Source organism: Nocardia sp. NBC_01499 (genome assembly GCF_045040275.1).
Classification (GTDB): Bacteria; Actinomycetota; Actinomycetes; order Mycobacteriales; family Mycobacteriaceae; genus Nocardia.
This window is the reverse complement of sequence record NZ_CP109426.1, coordinates 1,404,420-1,422,764: the sequence shown is the minus strand read 5'-3', so window position 1 is coordinate 1,422,764 and position 18,345 is coordinate 1,404,420. Positions and strand designations below refer to the sequence as shown.

The window sequence follows — 18,345 nt, the reverse complement described above, 5'->3', positions numbered from 1 at the left end:
CTCTACCCCCACGATTTCGCATTGTCGAAGTCGAACAGAGCCGACACATTGCTGTAGAGAATCTTCTCGATTTCCTGGTCGGACAATCGGGATTCCTTGATGTACTCGAACGTCCGCCTATAGGACTCGACCGTCAGCAGCGCGGAGAAGTCGCTCCCCGGCACGAGGTGCTCGGCGCCGAAGGCTTCGCAGGCACACCGGAGAGCGGCTTGTGAACCCCAGCCGACGGTGTCGTAGTAGAGACTGCGAGCCATCATGCTCGGTGGGCTGAGCAGGTCTGGCGTGCTCGCTTGGCCATCGAGTCGTGCCAGCTGCATCGGTATCAGGCCGCCCAAATGAGGAATTATGATTTTGATATTCGGATAGCGAGCCGGGATGTTTCGCTTGATCAAATGAAGCACGATGGCGGTGTCCTCCAGGGACGCACCGGCCGCCGTCGTGAAGCCGTAGTCATTGATAAATGGTGAACAGATGCCGTTTTGACATGGATGAAAGAAAAGGGCCGTGCCACGCGCGTTCATCTCCGCATACAGCGGTTCGAATTCAACTTCGGCGGTGGAGCGGTTGAACACTGAACAGCTGAAGGCCACGCCGACCATGCCCAACTCGTCCAGGCCGCGCCGCATTTCCTCGAGTGACGCATCGATATGTGGCAAGGGCAGCGAAACGAAGGCGGAGAATCGGTTGGGACGCGAATTGGTCAGCTCGCAGTAACTGTCGTTGAGCATATGTGCCGCCTCGACTGCCAACTGAGATTCCGTCGCGTAAGGTGCAAGGCTGCCAGGAGAGAGAATCTGCCGTTCTACTCCGGCATCGTCCATCATGTCGATACGCTGATTGATCATCCCCGGTTCATCGGACATTGCCGCGAATATCTGACGTGCGTCTGGTGTCGCAGGCGCGGTTGGCTTCCCAGGTCTTCCGGTCAACGTTTCCAACATGGGTCGATACGAAGTGGGCAAGTAATGGGCGTGTACGTCGACGATCATGTGTGTCGGTCCTCTACTAGGCGATCTCGGCGAGGGCGGAGGCGAGAGGCTCGAGTACCGCCGGGTCGAGCGGCGGCCGCAAGGGAATGATGGCGAGCCCAAGCCCTTCCTCTCCCAGCGCGGCGGCCGCTGCGGCGGTGGCTCCCACGTCTCCGTCGTATATCACGGGGCTCGACAGGAGAATCTCGCTCGGATCTCTACCAAGGTCGTGGCAGTGGGCATGGAGAACGTCCCTCTTCTTGGCGAATTCCTGTGGGGTCCCGCCGAGAAAGCTCCAATGCTGAGCGAAGCGGGCCGCCGTGCGGAGGGTGCGCTTTTCTCCGTTACCCCCGATGCAGATGGGCGGGTGGGGGCGCTGGACGCCTTTGGGTTCGTTGCGGGCGTCGGCGAGTTGGTAGTACTTGCCCTGGAAGGTGGTCACCTCCTGGCTCATGAGGCTGGTGAGCACCTCGCAGGCCTCCTCGAATCGGTCGCTGCGCTCCGCGGGCGTACCGAGCGGAATGCCGTAGGCGGCCGATTCCTCTTCGTTCCACCCGGCTCCTATCCCTAGCTCCAGCCGACCTCCGGAAATGATGTCGAGGGCCGTCGCCATGTTGGCGAGGACGGCGGGATGTCGGTAGGGGATCCCAGTGACGAGGGTTCCGAATCGGAGCCGCTTGGTCGCCTGGGCCAGGGCGGTCGTGACCGTCCAGCCTTCCAGGCACGGCCCTCGGCTGTCGGAGAAGATGGGATAGAAGTGGTCGAAGGTCCATCCTGATTCGAACACCTCGATGTCGTCGGCCACCCGCCAGACGGTCAGTATCTCGGCCCAGGTGGTGTTCTGGGGTGCAGTCCTGAAAGCGAATCGCATGCCTTGCTGCGTCCTGTCTGCTGGTTCCTTCGTTGCTCAGCGCGGGTCGTCCGACATCGAGTGACTCGATGCGTCGAAGTCCGGCTAGCTTGTGCCCTAGATTCGGGCACCGTAGTCATTGAGGTCCGAATTTCGACCCTATGAGGCCGTTATTCGGACTAACTCAAAGTACGTCCATTGAAGGAGAAAAGTCAATGACGGAAGTACCGTGCGGGTTGGCTCGGTATGACCTCAGCGACGCCGGCCTGCGGAGATGCCGTTCGGGTCGTCGGAGGGTCGCTGTAGTTGGGCTGGCCACCGGCGCAAAATCGGGACTTCGAAGGTGACCGGGGTCGCTGCCACGAGGCCCGGACGCTTGCGCGGCGTGACGCAGGGGATAGGCCCCTTGTGACAACACATAGACTCCGAATATCGGCCATGTTGGTCGATATTCGGACAATGTGGCATCATGATGTCCGAGTCAAGGAGGTTCATGTGCGCGAGTTCGACGCGCTGGATACAAAGATCTTCGGACTGCTTGCCGAGAACGGGCGCATGTCCAACCTCGAGGTCGCCGCCCAGGTCGGGGTGTCGGAGAAGACCGTACGCCAGCGGATCCGCCGATTGATCGAGCGTGACGGCATGCGGGTCGTAGCAACGATGGACCTCGAGGCACCTCCGTCGCGGCTCATCGTCCTGGTACGGGTCGAGTCGGGCCAGCGGTTCGTCGTCGCCGACCGCTTGGCGTCGTTGCCCCAGGTGGATGCGGTCCACCTGACCACAGGGGCCTACGAGCTGATCGTCCTGGCATCGTTCGAATCCGACAGCGACGCGCTCGAGTTCTACGTCCGCCACGTCGAGCAGGGCCCTGGAATCGCGGAGTCACTCTCGACGCACGTCGTCGAGACGATCACCCGAGGCACCGCTACCCGGCCGGACCTCTTCGCGCAGTTCGACAAGCAGGCGTCGAATGTCGGCAGCATGTCCGAACTGCTCGACCTCGCCTGCGACGTGGCGACCGCGTCGCTGGGCGCCGACCGAGTCCACGTGGCCACCGGGCCCGCCGATCCGACGCTGTCCGCGTGGCCGGCCACGATGCGCTGGCGGGGTCTGTCCTCCCGCTACGTCGAAGAAATCCGCATCAAAGGTCAGGCCGAAGGGGTCATCCTTCCCAACATCGTCAAACACAACCAACACGTCTTCGTAGCCGACGCGCAAACCGATCCGCTCTTCCACTCCGTGACCGATCTCGTTCTCTCCGAAGGGTTTCACAGCTGGCTCGGCATGCCGGTGCGCACCGGCGACACCCGACGCGGCACCCTCTGCCTGTACTGGAACGACATCATCACTTACCGGGAAGACCTGGTCCGCCAAGCCCAGCAGCTGGCCGACACCCTCGGCAAACACCTTCCGCGATACTCGTCCGAGTCATCACCGGCCTGAGGTTCCCCGTCGCCGAGCCTCCGATCAGACACGGCGGCAGGCCGTCGCGGAGCGTCGCCCGTGGATCGGTCTGCCGTCGCCTTAGCCTGAGGTGTTCGATCCCGGACGGACGATACCCGCCGCCGCGATTTCCACGGTGGAATCCAGGTGGCCGGGGATCGTGAACTCGAGGAGGTTGTGTCTTTTTGGCTGTGCTGATCCCGCGCGAACGTCCGAAGCGTTGGTCATTCGACGACATCGTCGTCACCGACCCGCCGATTATCCGTCGGGCGATCGGCGCGGCGAGCATCGGCAACATCACCGAGTGGTACGACTTCGGCGTCTACGCCTATTTCGAGCCGACCATCAAGGAAGTGTTCTTCTCCCATCTGGGCGACACCGCGGGCACGGTCGCCACCTTCGGCCTGTTCGCGGTGGCGTTCCTGGTCCGCCCGTTCGGCGGTATGTTCTTCGGCCCGCTGGCCGACCGCATCGGCCGCAACCAGGTGCTTGCCACCACGATGATCCTGATGGCACTTGGCACCTTCGCCATCGGCTGCATCCCGGACCAGAACTCGATCGGCATCTGGGCGCCGATGCTGCTGCTGTGCGCGCGGTTGTTGCAGGGCTTCTCCACCGGCGGTGAATACGGCAACGCGATGACCTTCATCGCCGAGTACGCGCCGGACCGGCGGCGCGGGTTCCTCGGCAGCTGGCTGGAATTCGGCACTTTCACCGGATATCTACTCGGCGCGCTCGTCGTCACGCTCGCCGACGCAACCCTGAGTCACGACCAGTTGCTGGCGTGGGGCTGGCGGTTGCCGTTCTTCGTCGCGCTGCCGCTCGGTGTCGTCGGTGTCTATCTGCGGATGCGTTTGGCCGACACCCCGGCCTTCGCCGCGCTGGAAAAGGAATCCGAGGAGCGCGAGAAGTCGAACAAGACCGGCGACGAGGCCAAGATCTTGGCGAAGCTGTGGCCCTACGTCCTGGTCTGCATGGGTCTGGTCGTGGTCTGGAACGTCCCCAACTACATGCTGACCTCCTACATGCCGACCTACGTCACCTCGACGGTGCCCGACGCGACCGGCGGTGGAGTGTCCTCGTCGACCTCGCAGTGGCTGCAGATCGCGGTGATGGCCGTCGCGCTGCTGACCATTCCGGTGATCGGCTTGATCTCCGATCGGGTCGGCCGCAAACCGATCATCTGGACCGGTATCGCGGCGCTGATCGTGCTGTCGTTCCCGATGGTCCTACTTGTCCGCACGAACAATGCGTTCGCCGTTTTCGCGGGCCTGCTGATGATGGGGCTGACGCTGATCTGCTTCAGCGCGACGATGCCGTCCACCCTGCCTTCGCTGTTCCCGACAAAGGTGCGTGGCGCGGGTCTGTCGGTGGCGTTCAACGTCGCCGTGTCGCTATTCGCGGGCACCACCTCGGTGGTGGTCGGCGCACTCGTCGGCGTGACCGGCGATTTGAACTGGCCCGCCTACTATCTGATCATCGCGGGTGTGATCGGCGCGGTCTCGGTCCACTTCCTCCAGGAACCCAACGGCAGGCACATGTGGGGTTCAGCGCCTGCCGCGCAGTCCGAGGAGGAGGCGGCGGAGTTCGTCGGCTCGCAGGCGCCGTCGTAGTTCGCCTTTTCGCCCTTTCCGTCAGCTCGCGACATACTGACGTGCTCCGGCGCGGCCTCGCGATCGAAACCCGTGGATGGTCTCGGTCACCACGTTGACCTCCATTCTGTACTGAACGGTAAATAGTTCTCTTGACAACGCTGTGCGGAGGGGGGACAGTGAATTCAGTACCTACTGGTACATAATTAAAGTAGCGTGGGGCGATCGCGGATTGTGGTCCGCGCGCCACTGCGTCGCGTGTCGAATTTCGACTCTGAACAGGAGTTCGATCATGTCTGAAAGTGCTTTGACGGCAGAGGTTTTCGTCACTCCGACGATCCCGGCGGAGACCGGTGTTCCCGGGGTGAGCTCGATCTGGTCACCCATGTCGGCCACCCTGATCTCCGGGGCACGCGACGCGGTCCTCGTCGACGCCTTCCTGACCGAGGATCAGGCCCGGGACCTGGGGGACTGGATCGAGGCGTCGGGAAAGAATCTCACCACCATTTACCTGACCCACGGCCACGGTGACCACTTCTTCGGCATGACACCACTGCTGAAACGTTTCCCCGGTGCCCGTGCCGTCGCTACTCCCGGCACGATCGCGCACATGCGCCAAGAGCTGGAACCCGAGTTCTTCCAATCATTTTGGGGCTCAACCTTCCCCGGTCAAATCCCGAGCAACCTCCAGGTGGCCCAACCCCTGACCGATGGTGTGATCGACCTCGAAGGACACGAATTACGCGCCGTAGAGGCGGGTTACAGCGACACTCACGACACCACATTCCTGCACGTCCCCTCGCTCGACCTCGTCGTCGCGGGCGACATCATCTACAACGGTGTACATCAATATCTCGCTCAAACCAGCAAAGCCACACGGCAACAGTGGATTTCAGCTGTCGACCAGGTCGAAGCCCTGCATCCGAAACGAGTTGTCGCCGGGCACAAAGCACCGGGCGCCGAGGATTCGCCACAGGCGATCACCGACACCCGCGCCTACCTCACCGATTTCGACCTGCTGTTCGACAAGGCCAGCGGCCCAGCCGAACTCATCGATGCGATGCTCGCCCGCTACCCCGACCGCATCAACCCCGACGCCTTGAAACTGTCCGTACGAAGGGTCTTCGCCAGGGAACGCGCACACACCCCTACGTGATCGCTCGTCCGAACCGCCACTCGCCAGCCACATCTCGTGCGTCAACAGCTTGGTCGGCGAACATCGGCGGCTGCCGCCAGACGGGCGAGATCAGCCGTTGAACAGCCGGGCGAGCACCTCGCGAGCGGCGGCATCGCGGGCGGCCAGTTTGTTCAGTTCCTCGGCAAGTACCACGAGCCACTCGTCGATGCCGATCTGCTTGCGGCTGATGACCACACCGCGCACGACGCTGCGCACCTCGGCTTCGACGCCGCCGCGCCGACCCTGGCGCAGCTCCAGTTCGCGTTCCGGTGCGTGCACCCGCACGGCGACGGCCTGGCCGGGTTTGCCGCTCATCCGGTCCGCCATGCTGCGCCGGTAGTCCACCTCGACCATGCCGTCGGGCAGTGCGTCGCCCAATACGCTCGTCAGCACTCGGCCATAGGATTCGACATCGCTGCGGTCGGCCCGCAGCGCCGCGATCATCATGTGCATGTCCCAGATGGGGTTGAGCTCGCCGCCGGTCACGAATCCACCAGTGGCAGCACGAGTTGCGGCTTGGCGATGTGGTGGTCGTCGCGCAACGGCCGGATGGCGGTGCCGATGGAGAAGAATTCGGTGGTATGTCCGCCCCAGCGGTGCGGTAGCGACAGCAGCTGCACCCCGACGATGCCCTCCGCGTTCAGACTCTCCGCCTCCGCCTGCATCCGGGACATGGCCAGCTCACGCGCGTCGTAGAGCGCCTCGGTGAATTGCGGGATCTCCACGTTCTGGCCGATATTGCCCAACGCTTGCCAAAACCGTTGATGCGCAATGTGATAGACGCACGTACCCATCACCATGCCCAGTGGTGCGTAGCCGGATTGAATCAGCGTCCAGAAGTCCTGGCCGGACAGATCGGAGGTGAACGGTTTGTTCTGGTTGTTGCGCCAGGCGCCCGGCTCGTCGGCCTTCACCGCGGTCCCGATCGCGATGAACTCGGCGAGGTCGCTGCCGAACTCCTTGAACTCGATATCGAGCCGAACCCCGACGATCCCGTCCGCGCCGAGCACGTCGGCCTCGGCTTCCATCCTGGTCATCGCCAGTTCTCGCGCGTGGTACATCGCGCCGGACAGCGTGTCCAGCTCCTGGTTCTTGTTCCACCGGCCGAACTGGAAACCGACATGGTAGATACTCGAGCCGAGCACCATGCCCAGCGGGCGGAAGCCGGCCTCGCGGACCAGCAGGAATTCGTTGACGCTCAGGTCCGAGGTGAACAACGTGGTGCTCTGGCCGGGTCGCATCTCGGTCAGGCGGCGCATCGCATCCTCGGGGATGCTTTGCCGCTCATCGGCACTGCTCATTTCTCACCTCTGCTTTCTCGTGTTGCGCTGCTGCGATGTCCGCAGAGGCATGACAGTCAGCGCGTTGCTCGGGGCCCGGGGGCCGGTATGGAACTGGGATATCGCGGTGCCGAAGACCGTCGACTCCGCGCCGAGCAGGACGGTGTTGTTGTTCTCCTGCTCCCAGGTTCGCAATTGGATATTCGACACGATGGCCGCGTTGGGATAGGTGTCGCGGGCATGGCGTTCGAAGGCATCCCTGGCCAGGTGCCGAACCCGGGTGATGAGCTCGGTCGGCCCGCCCACCTCCGTATTGCCGGACATGATGCGCATCTGGCTCCGGCTGCGCCAGTCCAGATACTGCGCCTGCACCGCGATGCCGATGGCGATCCGGGCAGGCACCCACCCGGCATGCATCAGCTTGGCCACGTCTTGACCGGGAAGCTCCGTGGTGAACGGCTGCCGGGGCCGGTACCGGGACTGGGCACGGACGGCAGTGCCGAGGGCGACGAACTCATGGTTGCTCTGTCCAAGCTGACCGCGGGTCAACCGCACCGCGACCACGCCGTCCGCGCCCATCGCGGACGCCTCGGCGACCATCCGGGCCAGCGCGGTGTCGTACCCGTGATACAGCGCGTCCACGTAGGGCCGAAAGCTCGTCGCGCTCAACCCGTACGACATCCCGTAGCCGCCCGCGCCGATCCATCCGATCTGCTGCACGATGCAGCCCATGACTTCCCCGACCGGGGTCAGCCCCACCGATTCGATACCGACCGCGCCCGCGACCGGCAGCAGCGACGTGCGGACACCGGAGGCTGCGAAGCGGGCCAGCCGGTCACGCGCCGCCTCGGGCAGCCACGCACCTTCCTTGCCCGTCACCGGCAACCTCCTCCTCGCACTGCCATCCTGCCACGCCCGCAGCTCGAACGCGGCCGGTTCATGTTGCGCCCCTCCGCATTCCAGGCGAGCCTACGCCGGGAGAGGGTGACTCGGTGGGCTGCCGCATTGTCAGATGCGGCAGCCGGATATCGCCGAGCGAGATAAACCCGGAAAAATCGACGGACTTCCTTCGGGGTAGTTCCACCGAATAGTTCCGATGTACATTCAGCCCTATATTCAGGTATGACACGAAATTGTCGTTGAATTCGAGAGCCGATGTCGACGTGCTCACAGAATTGACGCGAGTACATCCTCAGCGTGGGGGATCGCTATCCGGCCGCTGGGGATCCCACGCTCGGGGGCAGCACCCAGGCACGGCCTCTGTGGCGCCGTCGGGTCGCGGTGCGGGACCCTCGAGTGGACATCGGTAGGTTACGAAGGGATTGTTGACCTATAACGTAGTGTGTGCGTAGTGAGTGAAGAGGGTGGAAGGCGGGGATGTCTCAACCGCTAGGTTACGATGCTTGCGAAGACGCTGTCGATCTCGGTATTCATGTGCGTACTTTGCCATCGGTAGAGCCAATCGTGATGTGGGTTCCCGACATTCGATCGGTAATCGTACAGGCCAAACTGTCCCCGGTGAAACGCAATGAGGCGGTTGCGCACGGAGTCGCGCACGCCATACTCGAGCCCAAGTGGATGGTTCGGCGTACCAGGATGGGGCGGCTGCCGAGGATCACGGTGGAGCTCGCTGTGCACGATCTCGTCGGACGTCGATTGATTCCTGTCGAGAAACTTCAAGAAGCGTTGTCCCGCTTCGATTCGATCGAACTCTGTGCGGCATGGCTCGGCGTCAGTGTTCCGATACTGACGCACCGTCTGCTCAATCTCAAGCCATCGGAACGCCGACACATTCAACCCGGTCGTCTCGACCGCTTGTCATGGGCGGGTACGGAGGTGATTCCGAGCGGCATCACCTGCGTTTGGGTCGAAGCGCCACCCGCATCACTGTTTCCGCGGCGCGCACGCCGTCGCACTTGAGTCGAGGCGAATGTTGTCGCCACCTGACTGTCAGCGGGTATAGCGGGCCTTGAGTCCCGCTACGTAGCCGGCCACGAGGTGGAGGTCGTACTCGGACAGTCCGGAGAGATCGACGATGCCTCCCTGCGGTAGCGCGGCCGGTTCGGGCTCGCCGGGGGATTCCAGGCCGACCTTGACCAGTAGCGCTCGGGGGTCGAGCCCTACTACCTCGGCCATTGATTGCAACGTGCCGGCCGTGGTGCTCGTCTGGACCTTGTCGTCCTTCTTGTACTGGACTCCGCTCTCGATCTGCGTCCACAGGCTCGTGCTGATGTTGGCGAGTTGGGCCGCCTTCTCCCGCGACAGGGTCCGTCGTTCACGGGCCTCCCGCAACGCCTCGCTCACCTCCGGCGGCACCGGCGCGCTCCGTCGTCTGCTCATGGCATTGATCCAATGCTGTTCGTTGGTTGTAATTTAACCCCCTATGCAAGCAGTCTAACACGTTTGGCCTCACCCTCGGTCGAGCGTTGTCGGTCCGGCGAACGCACTGGCAGTGCGTCGATTTATCCGCTTGTAGGCGGGCTGGTGCCATCAGGAGTCGGCCGTTGGGGAGTCGGTGGCGCGACGGGCGCAACTCATGAAGCGAGGTCGATCACCGACAGTACTACTTGCAACGTTGTAGCGGGTCGGTGGGTAGGGCCTTCGCTACCCCCTCGCCGAGCTCCCTTCGTGGCGCCTTGTGTGCGGGCTTGCGCTGCCCCTTCGTCACCCCCTCCCGTATACGGAAGCCTGACAACGAAACCGGAGCCTCTGTCGAGGCTCCGGATGGGCGTGGATGTATGCAAGATTGCCCCGCCTAAGTCTCATTTGCGCACGCATGCGCGCTGATTTTCTCCAGATCATGGTTGCAACTAGTTGCAACGATAGGTAGCGTCTAGAACGTTCTCGGAGCACGCGGCTCGCCGAGTCTGCTTGCGGGACGGCCGTTTTCCTGTGCCTACCGGCTCCCTCCACAGAAAGTCATCCCATGGTTGTGTTCGTCGATGAGGTGCCCGCTCCAGTAACCCGTGCCAGAGAACGGGCGAACCGGGAGTTCGCCGAGGTGCTGCGCGCGAATCCTGGTCGCTGGGCGCGTTATCCGTGGCCTACGCGTTATCCGCACTCGACCAAGCATCGGATTCGGCACGGCCACGCCGCTGCGTTCGGGTCCGGGTTCGAGGCCGAGGTGCGCGGCGGGGTCGTGCTGGTGCGGTTCAACCCCGATGCCGCGCGGGGACGCGGCCATGCCGCGTGAGTACGCCAAGCTCCGCATCGACATCTGGGCCGATGAGGACTGGAGCGAGCTGAGCGAGTCCGCTCAGCATCTCTATCTACGTTTGCTCGCGCATCCCCGGCTGTCGAAATGCGGTGTCACCGACTGGCATCCCGCTCGACTGGCCTCGAAGACGAGGGGCGCCACACCGACCCACATCCTCACGGCCGCAGCGGAATTGGTTGAGAAACAGTTCGTCGTGGTCGATGTCGACACCGAGGAGATCATGGTGCGCACCCATATCAAGCACGACGGGATCATGCGGTCGGTCAACGGGGCGATCGGGGTGGTCAATGACTACGCTGACATCAGTTCGCCGACATTGCAGGCCGTGGTGGTGTTCGAACTGCGGAAGCTGCGAGACCGGTTGCCGGACCTGGCGTGCTGGTCGGCCGCCGAACCGCGCGCACATCGGGTGCTCGCGCTGTTGCGCAGGCCGGCGGCCGATCCGTCCGCGTTGCCGAACCCGTTCGACGAATCGGACACGACCGCAGTGGGTTTCGATGACAACGCCGAGTCCGGCGCCGCGCTGTCCTCCCGTCGCCGCCCGACCACGCTTCCGCACGGGTGGGCGCCCGATGCGACGCTGGTGGAAACCATGCTTGCCGAATGTCCGGGTGTCGATCTGCAGGCCGAGCATCGCAAGTTCGCCGACTATTACCGTGCTACCGGGCGCACGATGGTGGATTGGTCTGCCACCTGGCGCAATTGGATTCGCCGCTCCGCCGAGTCGCGCGGGCGTCCGGCCGGGGGGTGGATGACCGCCAGGGAGCGTCAGCACAGCCAGGCCGCCGCGGACTTCCAGGCGGCGCGTGCTCGCGAGCAAGCCAACGACGCGGCAATGACATCGGGTGTCTTCCCGCGTGACCCCGAGCGAATGTCATTGACCCTGTTGGGCAATCCATTCGAGTCAGCTCCGGCAGAACAAGGAATGTAATGCTGGTTGAGTCGGAGATCATCGCACTGATCTCGCTGATCGCGGGCTACGACAACCGCTTCTCGAATGACGCCTGCACCCGGGCCGCATGGGGATTCGCCGCGCGGGACGCACGTTGGGATTTCGGCGCAGCCTGCGCCGCGATACGGCTGTACTACAGCCGCCCCCTCCGTCCAGACGAAACGTTGCCGCGCATTGCGCCCGGCCACCTCACACACCTGATCCGCGCCGTCCGTCCGGGTGGGCACGGGCCACCGCCCGCCGCCGTGATCCTCGCCGATCGCGGTCCCGGCTCCAGCGCCGAACACCGTCGTCGAGTCCGCACCTATCTCAACGAACGACTCGACTCCCGGCGGGTGTCTCGCCGTCGTGCTCCGAAGAAGGTCGCCACACCATGACAGCCTGTTGGGCGTTTCGAAAATTGTCATCAGTGCGGTGATAGTCTTTGTGCCACAACGGAATTCAAAACGTTCTGCGATAACTTTCGCGGACAGACACAATCGCGGCATGCCCCCGGCTAACTAATAGGACTCGCGGGACGAGCCTGCCGCATTGCCGCCCGCCGATGCGCGGCCTCCCGCATTTCCCCTCTCGCGGTAGCAGGCCGCGGCATCGGCGGGCTCCGAGCCTCGCCTCCGTGCATATCCGGAGGCGAGGCTCGGTTTAAATGATTCACTCTGAAGGGGCGCATAATGATTACCGTTTTGACCTGTCGGGGCACCGGGGAGCGCCGGGATTCGCCAGGCAATATGCTCGCCGCCGTTACCGGCGAACTCGACCGCGCCAGATATCTGATCGGACCCGATGTCGACTATCCGGCGAGCGTCGGCCCGGCCAATCCGTTGGCCGGGCTCGACGGGTGTTCGGAGGAACAATCCATCGACGATGGCGTGCGAGCGTTGGTGGTAGCGATCCGCGCCACGCCGAACCGCGTCGGACTGCTCGGCTACAGCCTCGGTGCGGAGGTTGTCACGAGATTCCTCGAAGCCAAGGCCCGCGGCGAATACGCCGACTGCGATGTAGCCTGGGCCGCCAACGTGGCGAATCCCTTACGCCGCGAGGGGGATTCGATCGATCCGGACCCGGTGGGATTCGGCATCAACGGTCAACATGGACCGTGGCCTGAATGCATCCCGACCTGGGAAGTCGCCAATCCCGCTGACGGCATCGCCTCCTGTCCTGCGGATTCGCCCTTGCGTACCCTCGCCGACGCGGTTTCCGCATTCAGTTTCGCGCAGCTCGGCGGCTGGACGCAGGCACTGGTCGACCGGATACGTGCCAATCGGTGGCAGCCGGCTCGGCTCGGCTGGTGGCTGCGCCCGGTGCGCACCTGGCAGCTCTGGTCGCAGGCCGCGGACTTGATGGACGGGTACGTGCGTGGCGGCGAGCACACCCTGGCATATCAGCGTGCTGGATACTGCGACCGGCTTGCCGCCATTCTCAATACTCGAGGCTGATTCGACGACCACATTCGCACGGCCGTGGGTTACTAGCTACCAGAGCGGTCCCCGTCGACGGTATCGCGGTGGGCGGTGCTTCGACCGGTATCGACTGAGTAGATCGTCGACCAGCCGAAGATCGTGGCTCGACAGCTGTGTGAGGTCGATGCATTTGTATCCAGACAGCACCGCGGCCTCTGTGCCGAGAGAGGCTGGGGCGGAGTCATACTCGGATGCCCATTCGGCTCGAGCCGTCTCCAGTGCTTCGTCGAACTCCTCTGGCACGTGGCTTCCTGTCTCTCGCCTTGGGCCCAATTGGTCCGGGGCCTGCAGTCAACGAGCTGCGGCGTCGGAATTGTCGCATGAGTGCCGCAATATCCGCCACCGACGGACCACATCATTGCGGTGCGGAGCCCGAAACGCCGGACATGCCAACATAATTCACGAGGCAACGACGGCCACCGGCGGCGACTCCCCGATGCGGCCGTGCGGTTGGCCTGATCAGGCACGACACGATCATCTGTTGGGCGTTTTATCACTTTTATGAGTATTTGCCGCTGCGGTGTCGGATCCATTGTCTTGGCCGCAATGACATTCGCAAGGCGCGCCCCGCCCTCGGGCACCTATTCGTCCGAGGGCAGGGACTTCCCTTCCTACGGCAATGATTGCGGTCAGGCGGCGCGCTGCTCGGCGCGCTTACAGCCGCCGCAGCGTCCGTTGGATTCGTGCACCACATAGCCGGGGCGTTTGCGTCGCCGTGTGGTCATCGGCCGCTGGCACGACACGCAGCGGTCGGGGCGAACATAGATCTCTTGGCCGAGGGCAAGCAGGAGGCGGCGGCGGGTGGCGGTGTCGCCCCGGCAGACGACGCCGGCCATCACCACACCGTCTGCGACCGAAGGGGTTTCGTCATCGACGAGGGTTCCGGCACTGAGGGCGGCTTGGGCGCAGGCGCGAAACCGTTCGCGGGGGCAGTGCGCGATGCACACTCGCTGGGCTGCGACCGTGGCGGGCAGTCGGGCCCAGTCGAATGCGTGGGCAGGTTCAACGAAGCCGGGTAGGCCGAGGCAAGGGGGCTCGGCTGCTGACGGTGACATGGCCGATGGCGTTGACATGCCTCAGAGCGTACAAAAAACTCGATAAATTGCATACATTGAATAGCTGGATATTGAGGTACTACGAGGATTAGTTGAGTTATATTGTTTGCAATCGTGTGCAATGAATATGTTAAGTTACTGTCATGCCTTCGCTTAACTTGTCCGGCCCCGATGCCGAAATCGCCCGTCGCGTAGCTGAATTCGGCGGCCGCAGCCGGTGGATCGCCGGGACGCTCGCTGCCGCGGCTCGTGCGGAACGTGAATTCGATTCCGGCGCAATCGCATCGGCGTGCAGGATCGCCGCATGACCCGCGAGCCCCTCGACCCGATACAACGGGACGACGTCATGCGCGCGCTCGCCGCTGTCCCCGGGCTGCTGGTCGAGCTGGACACAACCCTGTCCCGCAGCGACGCCGTCGGTGCCGCCAAATCCGCCGGCACGGCGAGCGCGGGAGCTCGCCAGCGGGCACTGCCGTATCACAAAGGCGCGTCCGACGCCCACGCCGCGCTCGCTCGAACCCTGCGTTACTACGCTCTGCGCGTCTCTTTCCTCGCCCGCGAACGAGCCCCGCGCACATCCCGCGACCAGGCAGTGTTCTTGCGCAAGCAGCTCCCGCGCATCCCCGGCGACGCACCGGTACTGATCGGGATCCACCCCGCCCTGCCTGCGGCCGTCGACGCGGCGCGGGCGATCATCGACCGGCCCGCCGAGCGGCTGTGCATCGGTCTGTGTGACTGCGGCACCCGGCTTTACGCGACGGACGGGCAGTCCACGGTGCGATGCCTTGGCTGCGACCGCGAGCATTCCGTCATGGAACGCCGCGTGGACATGCTGTCCCAGGCGCGCGACATGGTCGGCACCGCAACGGAACTCGCCAGGATACTGCCGTGGTTCTCGGGGAAACCGGTGACGGCCAACGCTATTCGCCAATGGGCCGCCAGGGGCAAGCTGACCGGCCGCCATGTGGGCGGGGAAATCGTCTATCGCATCGGCGATGTGCTGCGCGTGCACGAAGCCGGCCGTTGGTGATCGGCCGGATCTCGGCAAGTGTTGGGCACTTGCCGGGGTCCGTCACAATGTCGGCGTTACGCTGAGCGCAGCGAAAACGATTGTGCCGCAACATCACATCGGCACGAGACGCTGATTCTGCCTTCTGCTGCCGCACTGCTCGGCGAAGGCTGCCGTTCACCCATCGCGAAGGAAAGGGGGTGATTCTGGTGCTCACCATTATCGAAGACATCATCAAGCTGATCGGCGACCTCATCCCGCTGGTTCTGCCGCTGCTCGGCCTGTAGTCCAGCTGCCGCCGCCATTCGATACCCCACACCGGAGATACCCATGAGGCACCACGACGATCGCGTCAGCGCGACCGATCAGCCCACCGCGGCGTCCGAACCCGTTCACGCCACGCCAACGGGCCGGCTGACCTGCGAGGTTCGCGTCGTGCTCGCGGACGAGGAGACGAAGTGACCACCCGCCAGCCCGGCGAATTCCCGGACTTCGAACAGTTCCTGTGCGATTTGCTCGCACCGATCGCCACCACCATGCCCACGCTCCCGTCGACCGCCGCGCAGATCCAGTCCGCCCTGCCGCTGATCTGGGTGCGCAAGACCGGCGGCACCCTCGACATCAACGCCATTACCTATAAGGCCCAAGTGCAGACCGTCGTGTTCGGCAACAATCGCCAGCAGGCGCAGGCCATGGCCATCCAGGTGCGCGACGCGGTGCTCGGCGCTCCCGCCGCCACCACCTCCGACGGCGTGCTGATCGACTACGTCGAGGAAATCACCTCCAGCGAGCCGAAATTCCACGCCCCCATCCTGCGCCGCAGCCGCGGGCTCACCGAGGTCCCAGACCTCGACCCGCTCAACCAGCTTGTCGATCTCGCCTTCAGCATCGAAGCCAGGCGACAGTAAGAACGAGATCGATACTGCGCCTGGCTTTTACACTGACCGCGTGCTGAGACTGCTGTTCCTCGTCCCCGTCCTCTGCTGGCTCCTCGCGGCTCGCTCCACTCCGGTCCGCATCGGCCTGAGCCTGATCCTGACGGCCATCGCGTGCGCTCAAATCGCCTTGACCGAGGGCTGGATCATGTCCGACAAGATGGTCACCACTACCACCGCGCTGGCGGTTGTCGTGGTCTGCCTGTTCGTGGGTGGGTTCATGCTCGATGAACCGGGCCAATCGGTGCGCACGATGGTCGGCGTGGTGTTGAGCGTTGCCTGGTGTGTCCTCAGCTTTTTCGTTGTGCTCGTGATCGTGGTGCTGCGCGGCCTGATCAGTCCTATGGCAGCTATGCCGTCCAACGACGTTCTGTCATCGCTACCTTCTGGGCTTGTGGTCTCGAGCGACACCACCGAAGAATGCGTCGGCCGTCCGACGAGGGAGTGTTGGCGCACATTCGAGATCGGCGGTTCGGCCACGATCCCCGATACGGAAGTCCTCAAACGCGTCCTGGAGTACCTCCACAGTGCACGCGGTTGGTCGCTCCATTACGACGAGACTCGCCAAGGATGGACCGATTGTCATACCAGCGGCTGGTGGCTCGACCGTCAAAATGTATGCGTCTGGGCGTACGGCCCTCGGGTACACGTTGGCAATACGACACCGGGGCCTAACGGACCTGCAAACGGGCAAACGCCCGCCACCGTTTCATTCCAGAGCTGGTCAGACCGGAATCCCATCCTATGAGGTCGGCTGGGATCGTCGATCCCAGCGCGCTGCCTCATAGGAAAGGTCGCAATACGTGACAGACCCAATGGCCAATTTCATGACCTGGATGGCTTCCCGCCCGAGTTTTTCCCCCATCCAGCCGCAGAAGTCCGGGCCGGTGATCAACAAGTTCGCCGACCGGTGGATCAACGACGCGGCGACTTATGGCAGGCAGGCCGGTGTCGATCCCCGGCTGGTAGTCGCAATTATGTTGAACGAGGGCGTCGATTTCAACAGCTCCGAAGGATGGGCTTTAGAAAAGGCGACTATTGATGCCGGGCGGAAAAACTCGATAGCGGGGTGGGCAAGGAGGCATGCGCCGGAAGAATGGTACGGCAATCCCGATGGAATGTCGCTTGGCATCGTCAACATGAAGAAGCCCGCCTTCGACGCCGTCAAAGCGTCATTCCCGGACCAGTTCAAGGACGCGGAATGGACCGACCTGGCGACTGACCACGACCTCGCAATCAAGGCCTTGACGTACAGCCTGGCGCGCTACGACAAGTCGTACGCCGACCAGGTTTCGACGGACATGAAATCGACCTACAGTCAAAACCAATTTCTGGCCGCAGCCTACTATGCTAGCGACGGTGCGATCGGACAAAATATCGCCAAGGGGTACCTGGGGCACGACGGCGCAAGCTATGCGGACGGTGCTCGAAATAACTTCGCCGAGGCCAGTAATCTTGTTTCTCGGTTATACACCGAAGTCTCGACTGTAGACGGTGGTGTATCCAATCCCGGTATGCCTTCCGTTTCGCGCGAAAATCCGGCCACCCTGTGGTGGGATTACGAACACGATCGCCCGGGGAATTTCGCCGAAGGCGGCGACGTGGATTCGGATCGAACCGAGACGCCCCCTGGCGAGTCGCTGTACAACGGTATGTTCGCTCTGGACGGCGTGTCCGGCTCGCGATTTTGGAATGGAATGGCCAGCGCTCTCGGCGAGACCGCCTACGAGAGCATCGAGAAGGCGATCGAGGCTGCCGATCCTGCCGCGGGCGCCGCGTGGGAAGCCGTCAAGACGGTCGCCCAACCACTGCAGAGCATCGGCTCCACCGCTGGCAAGCTGCTGCGGATTCACGGGCGCATCCCGAACCTGGATCCCCATGTCTACGGTAACGACGGTCCGCTCTCGACCGCCGGCGTCGGCACCCTGTTCCACTTCCTTGACCCGCTGAAGGGCTACATCGGCGGCAAGATCTTCTCCGGCGTGTCCGAGCAGGCACAGAAGGCCTTGTCCGGCAACAACAATGATGACTCCGGCGACGACAGCTCGTCGGACGGTCAGCAGAACCAGCAGCCGCCGAACGATCGCATCGGGCCAACGGACACCGGCGCTGCGGACATCGGCCAGCTGGCCAGGACGGCCTTGCAGAACGCCGGACGCGTCATCACCAGCTTCACCACTCCGGCGATCATTGCTCCGCCGAACGCGCTCGGCACGAACGTCCAGGTGAATCGGGCATTCAGCATCACCATGGACCTGCCCCCCAACGATCCGCTGTTCACGCGGGATCGGCGCAACGATGCCGTGCTCGCCTTCGGGCGGCGCTGAATTACGTGACCGCACAGCGGGATTCCGTGACCGCATAGCGGGTCGCCCGCATATTCACCGGTCCTGCCCAAGCAGGTATC

At 63.6% G+C, this 18,345-nt stretch carries 21 protein-coding genes; 13 read left to right on the top strand and 8 right to left on the bottom strand.

The window, feature by feature from the left end; all coding sequences use genetic code 11:
- Positions 1–2: 2 nt before the first annotated feature.
- Together OG203_RS06410 and OG203_RS06405 are read right to left on the bottom strand one after the other, a co-directional pair.
- Positions 3–989 carry an amidohydrolase family protein gene (locus tag OG203_RS06410; RefSeq protein WP_405164743.1) on the bottom strand — a complete coding sequence of 329 codons (987 nt, stop codon included), beginning with the start codon at positions 987–989 and terminating at the stop codon, positions 3–5.
- Positions 990–1,005: 16 nt separating this feature from the next.
- The gene (locus OG203_RS06405) at positions 1,006–1,839 is read right to left on the bottom strand and encodes an LLM class F420-dependent oxidoreductase (RefSeq protein ID WP_405164742.1); all 834 of its coding nucleotides are present in this window, start codon (positions 1,837–1,839) and stop codon (positions 1,006–1,008) included.
- 474 nt (positions 1,840–2,313) lie between these two features.
- Between OG203_RS06405 and OG203_RS06400 the strand changes: the two genes are divergently transcribed.
- The 3 genes from OG203_RS06400 (at position 2,314) to OG203_RS06390 (ending at position 6,009) form a co-directional block, all read left to right on the top strand.
- Positions 2,314–3,261, top strand: a complete 948-nt coding sequence (locus OG203_RS06400; protein WP_405164741.1) for an AsnC family transcriptional regulator — start codon at positions 2,314–2,316, stop codon at positions 3,259–3,261.
- 191 nt (positions 3,262–3,452) lie between these two features.
- Positions 3,453–4,874, top strand: a complete 1,422-nt coding sequence (locus OG203_RS06395; protein WP_405167782.1) for an MFS transporter — start codon at positions 3,453–3,455, stop codon at positions 4,872–4,874.
- 271 nt (positions 4,875–5,145) lie between these two features.
- Complete coding sequence (locus tag OG203_RS06390; RefSeq protein ID WP_405164740.1) at positions 5,146–6,009, top strand: MBL fold metallo-hydrolase; 864 nt, start codon at positions 5,146–5,148, stop codon at positions 6,007–6,009.
- Positions 6,010–6,099: 90 nt separating this feature from the next.
- Here OG203_RS06390 and OG203_RS06385 read toward each other — a convergent pair whose 3' ends face one another.
- The 3 genes from OG203_RS06385 to OG203_RS06375 are packed head-to-tail and all read right to left on the bottom strand — an operon-like array spanning position 6,100 to position 8,189.
- Positions 6,100–6,516 (bottom strand): hypothetical protein, encoded by a 417-nt coding sequence (locus OG203_RS06385; RefSeq protein ID WP_405164739.1) that lies wholly within the window; start codon positions 6,514–6,516, stop codon positions 6,100–6,102.
- Positions 6,513–7,289 (bottom strand): heavy metal-binding domain-containing protein, encoded by a 777-nt coding sequence (locus OG203_RS06380; RefSeq protein ID WP_405167781.1) that lies wholly within the window; start codon positions 7,287–7,289, stop codon positions 6,513–6,515. Before OG203_RS06380 ends, OG203_RS06385 begins: the two co-directional genes overlap by 4 nt.
- A gap of 45 nt (positions 7,290–7,334) precedes the next feature.
- Positions 7,335–8,189, bottom strand: a complete 855-nt coding sequence (locus OG203_RS06375; RefSeq protein WP_405164738.1) for a heavy metal-binding domain-containing protein — start codon at positions 8,187–8,189, stop codon at positions 7,335–7,337.
- A gap of 498 nt (positions 8,190–8,687) precedes the next feature.
- On the opposite strand from OG203_RS06375, the gene OG203_RS06370 reads away from it, so the two are divergent.
- Positions 8,688–9,230 (top strand): hypothetical protein, encoded by a 543-nt coding sequence (locus OG203_RS06370; protein WP_405164737.1) that lies wholly within the window; start codon positions 8,688–8,690, stop codon positions 9,228–9,230.
- A gap of 30 nt (positions 9,231–9,260) precedes the next feature.
- Here OG203_RS06370 and OG203_RS06365 read toward each other — a convergent pair whose 3' ends face one another.
- A complete protein-coding gene (locus tag OG203_RS06365; protein WP_405164736.1) occupies positions 9,261–9,650 on the bottom strand; it encodes a helix-turn-helix domain-containing protein in 390 nt (129 codons plus the stop codon).
- 586 nt (positions 9,651–10,236) lie between these two features.
- On the opposite strand from OG203_RS06365, the gene OG203_RS06360 reads away from it, so the two are divergent.
- The 4 genes from OG203_RS06360 (at position 10,237) to OG203_RS06345 (ending at position 12,915) form a co-directional block, all read left to right on the top strand.
- On the top strand, positions 10,237–10,503 hold the full coding sequence (locus OG203_RS06360) for a hypothetical protein (RefSeq protein WP_405164735.1): 267 nt from the start codon (positions 10,237–10,239) through the stop codon (positions 10,501–10,503).
- A complete protein-coding gene (locus OG203_RS06355) occupies positions 10,472–11,458 on the top strand; it encodes a hypothetical protein (protein ID WP_405164734.1) in 987 nt (328 codons plus the stop codon). Before OG203_RS06360 ends, OG203_RS06355 begins: the two co-directional genes overlap by 32 nt.
- Positions 11,458–11,856 (top strand): hypothetical protein, encoded by a 399-nt coding sequence (locus tag OG203_RS06350; RefSeq protein WP_405164733.1) that lies wholly within the window; start codon positions 11,458–11,460, stop codon positions 11,854–11,856. The genes OG203_RS06355 and OG203_RS06350 overlap by 1 nt, the downstream gene beginning before the upstream one ends.
- A gap of 294 nt (positions 11,857–12,150) precedes the next feature.
- A complete protein-coding gene (locus OG203_RS06345) occupies positions 12,151–12,915 on the top strand; it encodes a PE-PPE domain-containing protein (protein WP_405164732.1) in 765 nt (254 codons plus the stop codon).
- 653 nt (positions 12,916–13,568) lie between these two features.
- Here the strand turns inward: OG203_RS06345 and OG203_RS06340 are convergent.
- Positions 13,569–14,012, bottom strand: a complete 444-nt coding sequence (locus OG203_RS06340; RefSeq protein WP_405164731.1) for a hypothetical protein — start codon at positions 14,010–14,012, stop codon at positions 13,569–13,571.
- A 286-nt stretch (positions 14,013–14,298) separates the two neighbouring features.
- Between OG203_RS06340 and OG203_RS06335 the strand changes: the two genes are divergently transcribed.
- Positions 14,299–15,024: a hypothetical protein gene (locus tag OG203_RS06335; protein WP_405164730.1), complete on the top strand. Its 726-nt coding sequence runs from the start codon at positions 14,299–14,301 to the stop codon at positions 15,022–15,024.
- 56 nt (positions 15,025–15,080) lie between these two features.
- Here OG203_RS06335 and OG203_RS06330 read toward each other — a convergent pair whose 3' ends face one another.
- Positions 15,081–15,335, bottom strand: a complete 255-nt coding sequence (locus OG203_RS06330) for a hypothetical protein (protein WP_405164729.1) — start codon at positions 15,333–15,335, stop codon at positions 15,081–15,083.
- On the opposite strand from OG203_RS06330, the gene OG203_RS06325 reads away from it, so the two are divergent.
- Genes OG203_RS06325 through OG203_RS06310 form a run of 4 tightly spaced genes read left to right on the top strand, consistent with a single transcriptional unit; the run spans position 15,334 to position 18,265 of the window.
- Positions 15,334–15,465 carry a hypothetical protein gene (locus OG203_RS06325; RefSeq protein WP_405164728.1) on the top strand — a complete coding sequence of 44 codons (132 nt, stop codon included), beginning with the start codon at positions 15,334–15,336 and terminating at the stop codon, positions 15,463–15,465. The genes OG203_RS06330 and OG203_RS06325 overlap by 2 nt on opposite strands.
- Entirely contained in the window at positions 15,462–15,911 is a 450-nt protein-coding gene (locus tag OG203_RS06320; RefSeq protein WP_405164727.1) for a hypothetical protein, read from the top strand. The genes OG203_RS06325 and OG203_RS06320 overlap by 4 nt, the downstream gene beginning before the upstream one ends.
- A gap of 40 nt (positions 15,912–15,951) precedes the next feature.
- Positions 15,952–16,686 (top strand): hypothetical protein, encoded by a 735-nt coding sequence (locus OG203_RS06315; protein WP_405164726.1) that lies wholly within the window; start codon positions 15,952–15,954, stop codon positions 16,684–16,686.
- A gap of 55 nt (positions 16,687–16,741) precedes the next feature.
- Positions 16,742–18,265: a hypothetical protein gene (locus tag OG203_RS06310; RefSeq protein ID WP_405164725.1), complete on the top strand. Its 1,524-nt coding sequence runs from the start codon at positions 16,742–16,744 to the stop codon at positions 18,263–18,265.
- The last annotated feature ends 80 nt before the right edge of the window (positions 18,266–18,345 follow it).